Here is a 13,520-nt window from a genome sequence, read left to right as displayed (position 1 = left end):
CAAGGCTGATGGGCGCCGTCGTTGCGTTGGATACGCTGTTCAATGGCGGCCAGGTGTGGAAGGGCCGGCCTGCGCCGCCAGCCGTCAGCCCACAACCCACCGGGCATGCCGCGCTGGATGCGGCGCTGCCCACCGGTGGCTGGCCTGAGGCGGCGCTGACCGAAATCCTGCTGGCCGGGCAGGGCGTCGGTGAGTTGCAACTGGTGTGGCCGGCGCTGGCGCGGTTGTCGGCGGCAGGCGAGCGCATCGTGCTGGTGGCGCCGCCATACGTGCCATATCCGCAGGCCTGGCAGAACGCCGGGGTCGATCTGCGCCAGTTGTCGATCATCCAGGCCAGTGAACGCGATGCGCTGTGGGCCGCGGAACAATGCCTGCGTTCGGGCAGTTGCGGTGCGGTGCTGTGCTGGCCGCACAAGGCGGATGATCGCGCCTTGCGTCGCTTGCAGGTGGCGGCGGAAACCGGCCAGACCCTGGCATTCGCCTACCGTTCGCTCAATGAAGCGGTCAACCCTTCGCCGGCGGCGCTGCGCATCGCCATCGATGCCAGACCGGCGCAATTGCGCGTGCTCAAGTGTCGGGGCGGGCTGGCCCGGTCGGCACCGATTGCCTTCGCCGTAGGGCATTGAGGTTGCCATGCGCTGGGTGTGTATCCTTTTCCCGCAATTGGCGCTGGACGCAGTACTGCGTCAGCGCACCGATCCCGATGAACCGCTGGCGCTGCTGACCGGTCCGGCTCAGCGCCGGATGCTGCAAGCGGTCAACGGCCCGGCACGCGCCCTGGGCCTGCGCCCCGGCCAGTCCATGAGCGCCGCCCAGGCCCTGAGCAAGGGCTTTGCCACGGCCGAATACGACGTCGCCGACATCGAGCACTGGCAGCAGTTTCTGGCGGCCTGGGCCTATCGGTTCAGCTCCCAGGTCAGCGTCCATTATCCGCGGGCCCTGGTGTTTGAAATCGAATCCAGCCTGGGCCTGTTCGGCGACTGGCCGCAATTCGAGGCGCGCCTGCGCAACGAGCTTGGCGAACTGGGCTTTCGTCACCGCATTGTCGCTGCGCCCAACCCGGTGGCGGCACGAATGCTGGCCAATGCCTATGACGGTCTGGTGGTGGCCAATGATCAAGCCTTGCAGTATCACCTCGGACAAATGCCCATCGACCGCATCGGCCTTGAGGCCAGCGTCGCCACGGCGTTGTCGCGCATGGGGCTGCGCACCCTGAGTCAGGTGCAGGCCTTGCCCCGGCACAGCCTGGCCCGGCGTTTCGAAGCCCAGGTGCTCAGGCATCTCGACACTTTGTTCGGGTTGCGGCGGCTGGCCCTGGCGTTCTACTTGCCACCGGATCGCTTCGACGTGCGCATCGAACTCAACTTCGATGTGCAATCCCATCAGGCCTTGCTGTTTCCGCTGCGTCGATTGACCGGTGACCTGTCGGCGTTTCTCTGTGGTCGCGACAGCGGCGTGCAGCGTTTCGACCTGCACCTGGAACACGCCGGATTGCCGGACACGGTGATCAAGGTCGGCCTGCTCAGCGCGGAGCGCGACCCGGCGATGCTTTTCGAATTGGCCCGGGGCCGGCTGGAGCAGGTTCAGGTCGAGGCCCCGGTGCGCGGTTTTCGCCTGTGCGCCGAAGACTTGCCGGCCTTCGTGCCCCAGTTTCAAGAACTGTTCGACGACCGTCCGCAGCAATCCTTGCCCTGGGAGCAACTGCGCGAACGCCTGCGTGCGCGGTTGGGGGATGAGGCGGTGCATGGTTTGCGCTTTCAGGCCGATCACCGCCCCGAGTGTGCGTGGCAGGCCCGTGCCGACAGCCAGCCCTGCGCAGGATTCCCGACCGTGCAGCGTCCGGGCTGGCTGCTGACCGAACCGCTGACGGTGCACGAAGGCTCGACCCGTATCCTCATGGGGCCGGAACGTATCGAGTCCGGCTGGTGGGACGGTGATGATGTGCGCCGCGATTACTACCTGATCGAAACCCGCGCCGGTCAGCAGGGCTGGGCCTACCGTGTGGTGGGCGAGAATGGCCCGTTGTGGCTGCAAGGCTGGTTCGCATGAGTGCCGGGTATGCCGAACTGCACTGCCTGTCGAACTTCAGTTTCCAGCGCGGTGCCTCGAGTGCCCTTGAACTGTTTCAACGGGCGAAAAAGCAGGGCTATCAAGCCTTGGCGATCACCGACGAATGCACGCTGGCCGGGATCGTCCGCGCCTGGCAAGCGGCGAAATCCGTTGAGTTGCCGTTGATTATCGGCAGCGAAATCCGCATCGAAAACGGCCCGAAACTGGTGTTGCTGGTGGAGAGCCTTGAGGGCTATCAGACGCTGTGCCGTTTGATCACCCGCGCCCGACGCCGTACGCAGAAAGGCCAGTACCGGATATTGCGCGAGGATTTCAGCGAACCATTGCCCGGGCTGTTGGTGCTGTGGGTGCCTGACACGGTGAATGACGTGGAGCAGGGCCGCTGGCTGCAACAGGTCTTTGCAGAACGGCTGTGGCTGGCGGTGCAGTTGCATCGGTGCCAGGACGATGTCCGCCGTCTCAACGACCTGCTGGCCCTGGCCCGGGAACTGCGGATTCCAGCGGTGGCCTGTGGCGATGTGCACATGCATGCACGCGGGCGCCGGGCCTTGCAGGACACCATGACCGCGATCCGCCATCACCTGCCGGTGGCCGATGCCGGGTTGCGCCTGCATCCCAATGGTGAACGGCATCTGCGCAGCCTCGAGGTTCTGTCCAGTCTGTATCCGCCAGCCTTGCTCGACGAAACGCTGGCCATAGCCCGGCGCTGCTCGTTCGACCTCGGCCAGTTGCGTTATCAATATCCTCGGGAGCTGGTGCCTGCAGGGCATTCGGCCGCGTCGTGGCTACGTGACCTCACAGAAAAGGGCGTCGCGTGGCGTTGGCCAAAAGGCCCGAAAATCGAAGTGCTGAAGCAGATCGACAAAGAACTGGAGCTGATTGCCGAGCTGGGCTACGAAAGTTATTTCCTGACCGTCCACGACATCGTGCGCTTCGCCCGTGAACAGCAGATTCTTTGCCAAGGGCGCGGTTCTGCCGCTAACTCGGCGGTGTGTTTTGCCTTGGGCATCACCGAAATAGATCCGGATCGCACCACGTTGTTGTTCGAACGCTTTATTTCCAAGGAGCGCAACGAGCCCCCGGACATTGATGTCGACTTCGAGCATGAGCGGCGCGAGGAAGTCTTGCAGTACGTGTTCCAGCGTTATGGCCGGGCCCGTGCTGCGCTGACGGCGGTGGTCAGCACCTACCACGCGGCGGGCGCGGTGCGCGACGTCGCCAAGGCGCTGGGTTTGCCAGCGGACCAGATCAACGCCCTGGCCGACTGCTGCGGTCACTGGAGCGATCAAACCCCACCCGTGGAACGCTTGCTCGAGAGCGGTTTCGATCCCGAGAGCCCGATACTGCGGCGGGTGCTGAGCTTGACGGGACAACTGATCGGCTTCCCCCGGCATCTGTCCCAGCATCCCGGCGGCTTCGTGATTTCCGAGCAGCCGCTGGACAGTCTGGTCCCGGTGGAAAATGCGGCCATGGCCGAGCGCACCATCATCCAGTGGGACAAGGACGACCTCGACGCGGTGGGGTTGCTCAAGGTCGACATTCTCGCGCTGGGCATGCTCAGCGCGATTCGTCGCTGTTTCGATCTGGTGCGTCGACACCGAAACCTCGACTTGAGCCTGGCGACGATTCCGCCCGAAGACGCGGCCACCTACGAAATGATCGGTCGCGCCGACACGGTCGGCGTGTTTCAGATCGAGTCCAGGGCGCAGATGTCGATGCTGCCGAGGCTGCGGCCAAAGACGTTTTACGATCTGGTGATCGAGGTGGCAATCGTGCGGCCCGGGCCGATCCAGGGCGGCATGGTGCACCCGTACCTGCGACGGCGAAACAAGGAAGAACCGGAGGTTTATCCGTCGCCGGAACTGGAAGTCGTGCTCAAGCGCACCCTTGGCGTACCGCTGTTCCAGGAACAAGTGATGCAGATCGCCATTGTCGCCGCCGACTACAGTCCCGGCGAGGCCGACCAGTTGCGCCGTTCCATGGCTGCCTGGAAACGTCATGGCGGGCTTGAACCGCACAAGGAACGACTGGCGGCCGGTATGAAAAAGAACGGCTACAGCGCTGAATTCGCCGCGCAGATTTTCGAGCAGATCAAAGGCTTCGGCAGTTACGGTTTTCCCGAGTCCCATGCCGCCAGTTTTGCGTTGTTGACCTATGCCAGTTGCTGGCTGAAATGCCACGAACCGGCGGCATTCGCCTGTGCGCTGATCAACAGTTGGCCCATGGGTTTCTACAGCCCGGACCAGATTCTGCAGGACGCGCGTCGCCATCACTTGCAGATTCGTCCGGTGGACGTGCGGGCCAGCGACTGGGATTGCAGCCTGGAACCGGTCACCGGCGCACAACCGGCGATTCGCATGGGCCTGCGGATGATCAAGGGCTTTCGCGAGGACGATGCCCGGCGTATTGAAGCGGCCCGTTGTACAGGCGCGTTTGCCGACATTGCCGACCTCGGCGAACGGGCACGACTCGATGCCCGCGCCCGCGAGCAACTGGCCGATGCCGGAGCATTGCGCGGGCTGGCCGGTGATCGCCATCGGGCGCGCTGGGAGGTCGCGGGTGTGCAAAGGCAGCTCGGTTTGTTTGCCGGGCTGCCGAGCCAGGAGGAGGGCGCCATCGTGCTGCCCAAACCCACGGTCGGCGAAGACCTGCGGGCCGATTACAACAGCCTCGGCACCACCCTCGGTCCGCATCCGCTGGCGTTGCTGCGCGCTGAGTTGAAAGCCCGGCGCTGCCGCAGTTCGAAGGAGCTGCTGGAGGTCGACCACGGTCGCCCGGTCAGCGTCGCCGGGCTGGTGACCGGCCGACAACGCCCGGGCACCGCCAGCGGTGTGACCTTCGTCACCCTGGAAGACGAGTTTGGCAACGTCAATGTGGTGGTCTGGCGCGACCTGGCCGACCGGCAACGAAAGGTGTTGGTCGGCTCGCAGTTGCTCAAGGTCGATGGCCGCTGGGAGCGCGAAGGCGAAGTACGACACCTGATTGCCGGGCGCTTGAGTGACCTGAGCTCCTTGCTGGACGGCATCAGCGTGCGCAGCCGGGATTTCCACTAACCCATGGTGAACTGACTTTTGTGGCGAGGGAGCTTGCTCCCGCTGTGCCGCGAAGCGGACCCAGAATCATCGCGCGCAATGATTCAACGACCGCTGCGCAGCCGGGCGGGAGCAAGCTCCCTCGCCACAGCGGGTTTTGATGATTTTTATTTAGCCAGCGGCCAAAACCGCTCACCGCCGCCCGGTGCATCGGTCCAGGCCTGCAACGACCGTGTCGGCAAGTCGAAGTAATCCCGCGTACGGGCATAACCATGGCCGCCCATGCGGCCAATCGCATCGAGCCCCAGTTGATCGATGTACAGGGTTTTCGGGTCGATCAGCTCGTCCCGCACATGGGCCATCAGCACTTCACCAAAGATGATTTCCCGGGATTGGCCGATGGACAGCGCCATCATCCGCCGACATTCCAGTGCTACCGGGGCTTCACCGATCCGCGGGCATTTGACCGTGGTGCCGGGGATGGCGGTGAGGCCGGCCGCGGTCAGTTCGTCGAAGCCGGGAGCGAAAGGCACGGCACAAACGTTCATGGCCTCCACCAGCGCATCGCTGACGATGTTCACGGTGAACTCCTGGTTGAGCTGGATGTTGCGCGTGGTGTCCTTGGGGCTTTGATCGCCATAGTTTTCCACGCCCAGGGCGAGGATCGGCGGGTCGGCGGAAAGCGCATTGAAAAAGCTGAACGGCGCGGCATTGACTCGGCCTTCGCCATCGACCGTGGTGACCAGCGCAATAGGGCGCGGCACCACACTGCCGATCAGAATCTTGTATTTGTCCCGTGGGCTCAGTTGGCTGAAGTCAAAGCTTTGCATAGTCAGAAATCTCTAGAGGAGAGGGTCAAGGGCGCACAGTGGCGCCTGTGCGCTGTAGTCGTCGGCGTACGGGATGGCCGGTTGGAACAGACCTTTCCAGTCCGGTTGACCGAAGGCGCGATCGCTGTGGCTGCGCATCAGTTTTTCGAATTGTCGTTGGGCCTGGCGTTGCAGGGCGGGGTAGTCGACGCCTTGGACCTGACCTTCGTGCATCACGCAGCGGCCATCGATGTAACTGGCGATGCAGTCGTCACCGCGCCCGGCCAGAACCAGGTTTTTCAGCGGATCGAATAACGGCCCCAGGTGCATTCCGCGCAGATTGAACACCGTGATGTCGGCCTTGCAGCCCGGCGCGAGGCGACCGATATCGTCGCGGCCCAGTGCCTTGGCGCCGCCAAGGGTCGCCGCGTTGTACAGGTCCAGCGCGCTGGTCAGTTGATTGCCGCCCTCCATCAGGCGCGCAATGTTCAAGCCTTGACGCATGTTGTCCAGCAAGTCCGCCGGCCAGGTATCGGTGCCCAACGCGAAGTTGATGCCTTTGGCCCGATAGCGGCCGAACGAATTCAGCGCCTCGCCATCCCGGGCAAACACCACCGGGCAATGCACCAGGCTGGCGCCGCCATCCACCACTTGCTGCAGGTCTGCATCGCCGCGGGTATAGATGCCGTGGGGCAACAGGCTGCGCGGGGTCAGCAAGTCCAGTTGCTGCAACCAGCCCAGTGGCGACGTGCCGCGCAGTTGCTCAACCATGGCCACTTCGCCGAGACCCTGACAGCAATGCAAGCGCATCGGCGCGTTCAGCTCGCGGCTCAATGCGGCGGTGCGTTGCAACAAGGCCGGCGTGCAGGTCTGGATGCGATCAGGCAGTAGCGCACCGCGAATCAGGCCGCCGTTCGCGCCGTCGAAATCCACGAAAAAGCGCTCGGCCGCATCGAGTCCGGCCATGCCCCGGGGTTCATCCCAGTGATGCGCCAGGGTGCCGTCGGCCTGCCAGTAGCTCATCCCGCTCATGTAGCAAGGACCGAGGTAAGTACGCAGGCCCAACTCGGCCGCCACACCGGCCACGGCCGCGAACTCGTCGTAGGTTTCCGCCCATTCGCGGTAGTACATCGAGGTGATCGGCATGGCGGTGGTGATGCCGTTGCGGATCAGTTGCGTAAAGGCGTAGCGATACTTGGACACTTCTTCTTCAAGGCTGTAACTCTCCCGCGGGCCGCGCGCCAGATATTCCGCGGACCACATGCGACCCATGTCGCGTTCTTCGCCGTTGTCCAGCGTCAACACCGTGGAATCGAGATCACCAAGGGCGTCCAGATCAATGAAGCCGGGGCCGATCAGTGCGTTGCCGTAGTCGATCCATTGATCCACCGGCCCAGCATAACCGCGCCCGACAAACTCAATGCGTGACCCGTTGAAGACCACTTCGCCGTCGCGCCACAGCACATGCTGCACACCGTCGAAGCCGACCACGCAACCGGCTCGCAAACCGATGCGTTTCACAGTCGGCTTTCCAGCAAGCGACCAGCCGATGCGATCAACCGACCTGCGCGATAGACCTGACGCAGCGGCCGGGAAACCACCGCCTCACCCAGTGTTTGTACCGGCATCAGCAGGAAGTCCGCCGGCTGGCCGATCCCCAGGCGATTCGCTTCGCGGCCCAAAGCCTGGGCGCCATTCACCGTCGCGGCCTCAAACGCCGCTGCCAACTCTTCGTCCTTGTTCAAATCGAAACGGAACGCCAGCAACATGGCGCGCTCGAGCATGTCGCCATTACCCATGGGCGACCAGGCATCACGGATGCCGTCAGACCCCAGGCACACATTCACCCCGGTTTCACGCAAGGCAAGGAACGGCGGCACGGCGCAGTCGGCAGGCGCCGAACTCATCAGCGAAATGTTCAAGGCAGCCAAGCGTTCGGCCAATGGTTTGACCTGACTCCACGGCAGCATGCCGAGGCAATAGGCGTGGCTGATCATCACTCGACCCTGGCGGTTGAAACGCTCGGTGTAGTCAGCGATCAGTGCAATCTGCCACAGGCCCAATTCGCCCTTGTCGTGCAGGTGAATGTCCACGCCGCGGTCAAAATCGCTGGCCAGCTTGAACACGAAATCCAGTTGCGCGACGGGATCATTGTCAATGCCACACGGATCGAGCCCGCCGACGTTTTCCACGCCGAGGGCCATGGCTTCGCGCATCAGTTCGGCCGTACCGGGGCGGCTGATCAGGCCGGTTTGCGGGAATACCACCAGTTGCAGGTCGATCAGGTCACGGTATTTTTCGCGCAATTGCTGCATGGCCTCGACGTGACGCAAACCGAACTCCGGGTCGATGTCGACGTGGCAGCGCATCGTCAGCGAGCCACGGGCGATGCAGTTTTCCAGCAGCGCGCCGGCCCGTTGCGCGATGGGTGTCGTGACCTCGCGCAGGATGCGCCGTTCGTTGGCGATGTAGTCCTTGAGCGTCGGACCGGCGCTGTTTGGACGCCAGGGTTGGCCCCAAAGGGTTTTGTCCAGGTGCACATGGCTTTCCACCAGTGCCGGGGTCAGGAGTTGGTTCTGGCCATCGATGTCGGTCGCCAGCAGTTCGCTGGAGGAGGCCGGGCGGCGTTGGCTGAACCGACCGTTTTCGATCAACAGGTCCAAGGCGGTCGAACCGTAGGGCCGCACGTTGCGCAGCCAGCGGGGTTGGGTCATTGCGTACCTCAAAATTTTTGGTGTTTGCGCGGGCCTCATCGCTGGCAAGCCAGCTCCCACAGTGATTTGCATTGATCACAAAACGTGTGAACACCTTCAAACCCTGTGGGAGCTGGCTTGCCAGCGATGGCCGCGACTCGGTTTCAAACCGGGCGATCAGCCCTTGAGCTTGGCCCAGATCCGGTCCTGCAGTTCCCGCGCCTTGTTGCTGCATTCCTTCTCGGGACGCAGGCGCGAGGCGAATTCGTCGGGCATGTTGATGGCGTCCATGACCCGCCATTTGGCGTCGATCAACTTGTCGCTCTGAATGCCGTTGGCGTAGGCGATGGCGTTGGACACGGCGGCGGCGTTTTCCGGCTTCATCATCCAGTCGATGAAGATTTTCGCGTTGCCGGGATGCGGTGCGCTTTTCGGCACGGCGAAGTTGTCCTGGAACATCGCCAGGCCTTCCTTCGGATAGACGTACTTGATCGTGCTCTTCTGCAAGGTGGCCCGGGCGGTGGAGCCGTTCCAGTTCTGCATCATGATCACTTCACCGGAGGCCATGCGGTCGACGGTGTTGTCCGAGCTGTACATCTTCAGGAACGGTTTCTGCTTTTGCAGCAGTTCGAGGATGCGTTTGGCGTCCTGCGGGTTTTCGCTGCACTCGTCGACGTTCAGGTAGTGGCTGGCGGCGTTGATCACGCTGCTGGAGGTGTCGAGGGCGGCGAGTTGGCCTTGCAGTTCCTTGCGCGGTTCGAAGAACTCTTTCCACGAGTCGTCGAGTTTGCCGCCAGGCACCCGGGCGCTGTCATAGGAAAACCCGGTGGTGCCCCACAGGTAAGGCGCGGAGAATTTGCGGCCAGGGTCGAAGCTCGGGTCACGGAACGCCGGTTTGACGTACTGGAAATTGGGCAGGGTCGAAGCGTCGATTTCCAGCAGCAAGTCCTGGTTGATCAGGGTGCGCATGATCGATTGCGACGGTACGATCACGTCATAGGCCGCGCCACCGGCCTGCAGTTTGGCCAGCAGGGTTTCGTTGCTGTCGTAGCCGTCCATGGTGACTTTGATGCCGGTCTCCTTTTCAAACTTGGCCAGCAACTCGACCGGGTAGTAATCGGTCCAGTTGTAGAAGAACAGCTCTTTGGGCTCGGCGGCCTGGACGCTGAAAGCAGTGAAGCAACTCAAGGCCAGACCGGCAACGGCGAAACGCATGCTTTTGACTTTCTTGCTCATAACGGAAGGCTCCAGGCTCATTGTTGTTTGCCGCGCTGTCCCAGCCAGAAAGCCAGCACTACCAGCACGATGGAAATCACCAGCATCAGGGTCGAGATCGCATTGATCTCCGGCGTTACCCCGGACTTGATTGCCGAGAAGATGTACACCGGCAGCGTCGTCGAACCCGGTCCTGCGACGAAGAACGTCATGATGAAATCGTCGAGGCTGACTACGAACGCCAGCACCGCTCCGGACAACACCGCCGGCCATAACAGCGGCAGCGTCACTCGGCGAAACACCTGCCACGGGTTGGCGTAGAGGTCGTTGGCCGCTTCCAGCAGACTCTTGTCCAGGTCATTCAGGCGTGCGCGGATCGGCAAATAGGCAAAGGGAATGCAGAAGCCGATGTGCGCGACGATCACCGTCAGCAAACCGAGCTTGATTCCCAGGGCCATGAACAGCAGCAGCGTGGCGACCGCGGTGACGATCTCCGGCAGGATCAACGGCAGGTTGATCCCACCCTCGACCATTTTCTGTCCGTAGAACGGCCGGTAAGTCGCCAGTGCCGCGAGCAGCGCAATCGCGGTGGCGCAGACCGTGGCGATGCTGGCGACGATGATCGAGTTCAGCGCCGCCGTCTGGATCGACGGGTTGGCCAGGATGCGCCCGTACCAGGCGAAGGAAAATTCGGTCCAGACCGTGGCCGAGCGATTGGCGTTGAAGCTGTAGGCGATCAACACGAAAATCGGCAGGTACAGGTAGGCCAGGATCAACAGGCTGACTTCGCGGGTCAGCGGCAGTTTTTTCAGGTGCAAGGCAATCATGCGGTAGCTCCCCGACGAAGGGTTTTGGCGGCGCTGCGGCTATACAAGGCGTACAGCACCAGCGACAGCAGCAGAATTCCCAGCAACAGGAACGACAGCGAACTGCCCAGCGGCCAATTGCGCGCGGTGCCGAATTGCTGCTGGATCAGGTTGCCGATCATCAAGGTCTTGCCACCGCCGAGAATCGCTGGGGTGATAAATGCGCCCAGGCTCGGCACGAACACCAGCAGGGAGCCGGCTATCACGCCCGGCATCGACAGTGGCAGGATGATCCGCCGCAACGCGTGCCAGCGATTGGCGCCAAGGTCATAGGCGGCTTCCACCAGGCGCCAGTCGAGTTTTTCCAGAGTCGAGTAGATCGGCAGAATCATGAACGGCAGGAAGCTGTAGACCAGCCCGACGCTGACCGCGAAGTCGTTGTAGAGCAGGGTGATGCCACCGGCCTGGGGCAACAGCGCGTTGAGGCCTTGGGCGACCCAGCCGTGTTCGCGCAGGATGATCAGCCAGGCGTAGTTGCGGATCAGCAGGTTGGTCCAGAACGGGATGGTGATCAGCAACACCATCAGGTTGCGTCGACGCGGGGTCAGGCTCGACATCCACAACGCCACCGGAAAGCCGAACAGGAAACACAGGATGGTGGTGCCACCGGCCTGGAACACCGAACGGATCAGCGCCTGGGCATAGACCCAGTTCAGCTCCAGTTCGCCATCGAAACCCTCCTGGAAAAACAGCTGCACGTAACTTTGCAATTGCCAGTCGGCCTGCCAGTCAACGCCACCGTAGACGTTGCGCGGCAACAGGCTGATGTAACCCATGATGCCCAGCGGGATGGCGATCAGCGCCAGCAGGGTCAGGACCACCGGGCTGAGCAATAGCGCACGGTTGAGGGCGGGAGAAGTACTGCTGACGCTCATCTCAGGCCTCCATCAACAGGCAGGCGTGGGGCGGCAGGTTGACCGCGACGCGATCGCCGACCACTCGGCCATGGTTCAGGCCTTCGTTGTTCTCGCGCAGCATGACTTTGATGTCATTGTTCAGGCGGCACTGATAGAGGGTTGCCGTGCCGACATACAACACGGCCTCGATCACGCCGCGCAGGTGATGCGGTTGCGCCGGATCGACCAGTTGCGAGCGCTCGGGGCGAAACGCCAGTTGCACCCTGGAGCCGTCGAAGCCTTGGGCCGGGCAGGGGATCTCAACCGGCATGCCGTTGGGCACGAAGAGTTTTTCATTTTGCTGGCCACGCTTGAGGTGGCCGGGAAGGAAGTTGATGTCGCCGATGAATTGCGCGACGAACTGGTGCTGCGGACGCTCGTAGATGTCATTCGGTGTGCCGATCTGCAAGATCTTCCCGGCCGACATCACCGCAATGCGATCGGACAGGGTCAGTGCTTCTTCCTGATCGTGGGTGACGAAAATGAAGGTGATCCCGGCTTCTTTTTGCACGCGCTTGAGTTCGACCTGCATTTCCTTGCGCAGCTTTAGATCCAGCGCCGACAGCGGTTCATCCAGCAACAGCACTTTGGGTTTTGGCGCCAGAGCGCGGGCCAGAGCCACCCGTTGCTGCTGGCCGCCGGACAGTTCGGCCGGTTTGCGTTTGGCCAGGTGCTGCATTTGCACCAGCGCCAGCATCTCATCGACGCGTTGCGGGATCAGTTTGCGATCAAGGCCCTGCATCTCCAGGCCGAAGGCGATATTCTGCGCAACACTCATGTGTGGAAACAGCGCGTAGCTCTGGAATACCGTGTTGACCCGACGCTTGAACGGCGGCAGGTCATTCACCGGTTCGCCGGCCAGACGGATTTCACCGTCGCTGACGTGCTCGAAACCGGCAATTGTGCGCAGCAAGGTGGTTTTGCCGCAGCCAGAAGGGCCAAGCAGGGTAAAGAATTCGTTGTCGGCGATATCGACCGAGACGTTGTCCAGGGCTGGAGCCAGCCCGGGATCGTCGGAATAGCGCTTGGAGACGTTTCGCACTTCAATTGCAACTGGATGACCCATAATGGTGCATTCCTCTAATTATTGTATGCAAAATCTGGATGCAATTTAGAAATACCCGGATTAACCTGCCGGTGCAAGCCCCTTTTTCAATGGCTGGTTATTTCGCCAGGGCTGTTTGCACAGGGCGCCAGGAGTTGATGAATGACTGAAAAGAAACTGGAAACCACGGTCGACCGCGTCTACCAAGGGGTTTACGAAGCGATCAGCAAGCGTTCGTTGCGTCCGGGAATGAAACTCGGAGAGGCTTCCTTGGCCGAGCTTTTTAATGTCAGCCGTACGTCAGTCCGAGCCGCGCTCAAGCAATTGGAGGCTGACGGATTGGTCACCACCGAACCCAATAAAGGTGCATCGGTGTCGCTGCCCAGTGACGAAGAGATCCGTTCGCTGTTCGAGACCCGGCGCTTGATCGAAATCGGCATCGTCAGTGAACTGTGTCGGCGGCGCGATACAGCGGTGACACAGGACCTGCGCGATCACTTGTTGCTGGAAGATGAAGCGCACCAGAGCGGCGATCACGAACGGCTGATTCATCTGCTCGGCGAGTTCCACATCAAACTGGCTCGCAGCCTGAACAACCCGGTGCTGCTCGATTGGTTCCAGAAGCTGATATCCCGCGCTTCTCTGTACGCCGCAGCGCTGGACGACGACAGTCATGAAGCCTGCCGCGACGATGAACATTTGCGACTGATCGAGTACATCGAAGCCGGCAACCAGAGCGCCGCTATCGAACTGACCTGCATGCATTTGAATGGTATCGAGAAGGCGATCCTCGATGTGGCCGCGACCCTCAAAACCAGCTATAACCCGCTCAAGCATTTAATAGAGGTTTGAATTCAACGCAGATCGATGCAGGAGCGAGCCTGCTCGCGATGG

At 62.0% G+C, this 13,520-nt stretch carries 11 protein-coding genes; 4 read left to right on the top strand and 7 right to left on the bottom strand.

Annotated elements, in window-relative coordinates; translation table 11 throughout:
• Positions 1-8: 8 nt before the first annotated feature.
• Genes imuA through D8V06_RS17520 form a run of 3 tightly spaced genes read left to right on the top strand, consistent with a single transcriptional unit; the run spans position 9 to position 5,123 of the window.
• Positions 9-626: a translesion DNA synthesis-associated protein ImuA gene (gene imuA / locus D8V06_RS17530; RefSeq protein WP_130931411.1), complete on the top strand. Its 618-nt coding sequence runs from the start codon at positions 9-11 to the stop codon at positions 624-626.
• A gap of 7 nt (positions 627-633) precedes the next feature.
• Positions 634-2,049: a DNA polymerase Y family protein gene (locus D8V06_RS17525; protein WP_130903457.1), complete on the top strand. Its 1,416-nt coding sequence runs from the start codon at positions 634-636 to the stop codon at positions 2,047-2,049.
• The gene (locus D8V06_RS17520; RefSeq protein WP_177434446.1) at positions 2,025-5,123 is read left to right on the top strand and encodes an error-prone DNA polymerase; all 3,099 of its coding nucleotides are present in this window, start codon (positions 2,025-2,027) and stop codon (positions 5,121-5,123) included. The genes D8V06_RS17525 and D8V06_RS17520 overlap by 25 nt, the downstream gene beginning before the upstream one ends.
• 146 nt (positions 5,124-5,269) lie before the next feature.
• On the opposite strand, the gene D8V06_RS17515 is transcribed toward D8V06_RS17520, so the two are convergent.
• The 7 genes from D8V06_RS17515 to D8V06_RS17485 all read right to left on the bottom strand — a co-directional run bounded on the left by D8V06_RS17515 (position 5,270) and on the right by D8V06_RS17485 (position 12,647).
• Complete coding sequence (locus D8V06_RS17515; protein ID WP_056852849.1) at positions 5,270-5,932, bottom strand: flavin reductase family protein; 663 nt, start codon at positions 5,930-5,932, stop codon at positions 5,270-5,272.
• Between the two features lie 12 nt (positions 5,933-5,944).
• On the bottom strand, positions 5,945-7,432 hold the full coding sequence (locus tag D8V06_RS17510) for an amidohydrolase family protein (RefSeq protein ID WP_130931409.1): 1,488 nt from the start codon (positions 7,430-7,432) through the stop codon (positions 5,945-5,947).
• A complete protein-coding gene (locus D8V06_RS17505) occupies positions 7,429-8,625 on the bottom strand; it encodes an amidohydrolase family protein (protein ID WP_130931408.1) in 1,197 nt (398 codons plus the stop codon). Before D8V06_RS17505 ends, D8V06_RS17510 begins: the two co-directional genes overlap by 4 nt.
• A gap of 156 nt (positions 8,626-8,781) precedes the next feature.
• A complete protein-coding gene (locus D8V06_RS17500) occupies positions 8,782-9,840 on the bottom strand; it encodes an extracellular solute-binding protein (RefSeq protein ID WP_130903452.1) in 1,059 nt (352 codons plus the stop codon).
• Between the two features lie 17 nt (positions 9,841-9,857).
• A complete protein-coding gene (locus tag D8V06_RS17495; RefSeq protein WP_056852845.1) occupies positions 9,858-10,646 on the bottom strand; it encodes an ABC transporter permease in 789 nt (262 codons plus the stop codon).
• Positions 10,643-11,560: an ABC transporter permease gene (locus D8V06_RS17490; protein WP_056852844.1), complete on the bottom strand. Its 918-nt coding sequence runs from the start codon at positions 11,558-11,560 to the stop codon at positions 10,643-10,645. Before D8V06_RS17490 ends, D8V06_RS17495 begins: the two co-directional genes overlap by 4 nt.
• Position 11,561: 1 nt before the next feature.
• Complete coding sequence (locus D8V06_RS17485) at positions 11,562-12,647, bottom strand: ABC transporter ATP-binding protein (RefSeq protein WP_056852843.1); 1,086 nt, start codon at positions 12,645-12,647, stop codon at positions 11,562-11,564.
• Between the two features lie 141 nt (positions 12,648-12,788).
• Here D8V06_RS17485 and D8V06_RS17480 point away from each other — a divergent pair, with 141 nt between their 5' ends.
• Positions 12,789-13,478, top strand: coding sequence for a GntR family transcriptional regulator (locus D8V06_RS17480; RefSeq protein WP_130931407.1), 690 nt, complete (start codon positions 12,789-12,791; stop codon positions 13,476-13,478).
• Positions 13,479-13,520 lie beyond the last annotated feature (42 nt).

This window comes from Pseudomonas sp. Sample_24 (assembly GCF_004307605.1).
Classification (GTDB): Bacteria; Pseudomonadota; Gammaproteobacteria; order Pseudomonadales; family Pseudomonadaceae; genus Aquipseudomonas.
This window is presented reverse-complemented; position numbering and strand designations above follow the sequence as displayed.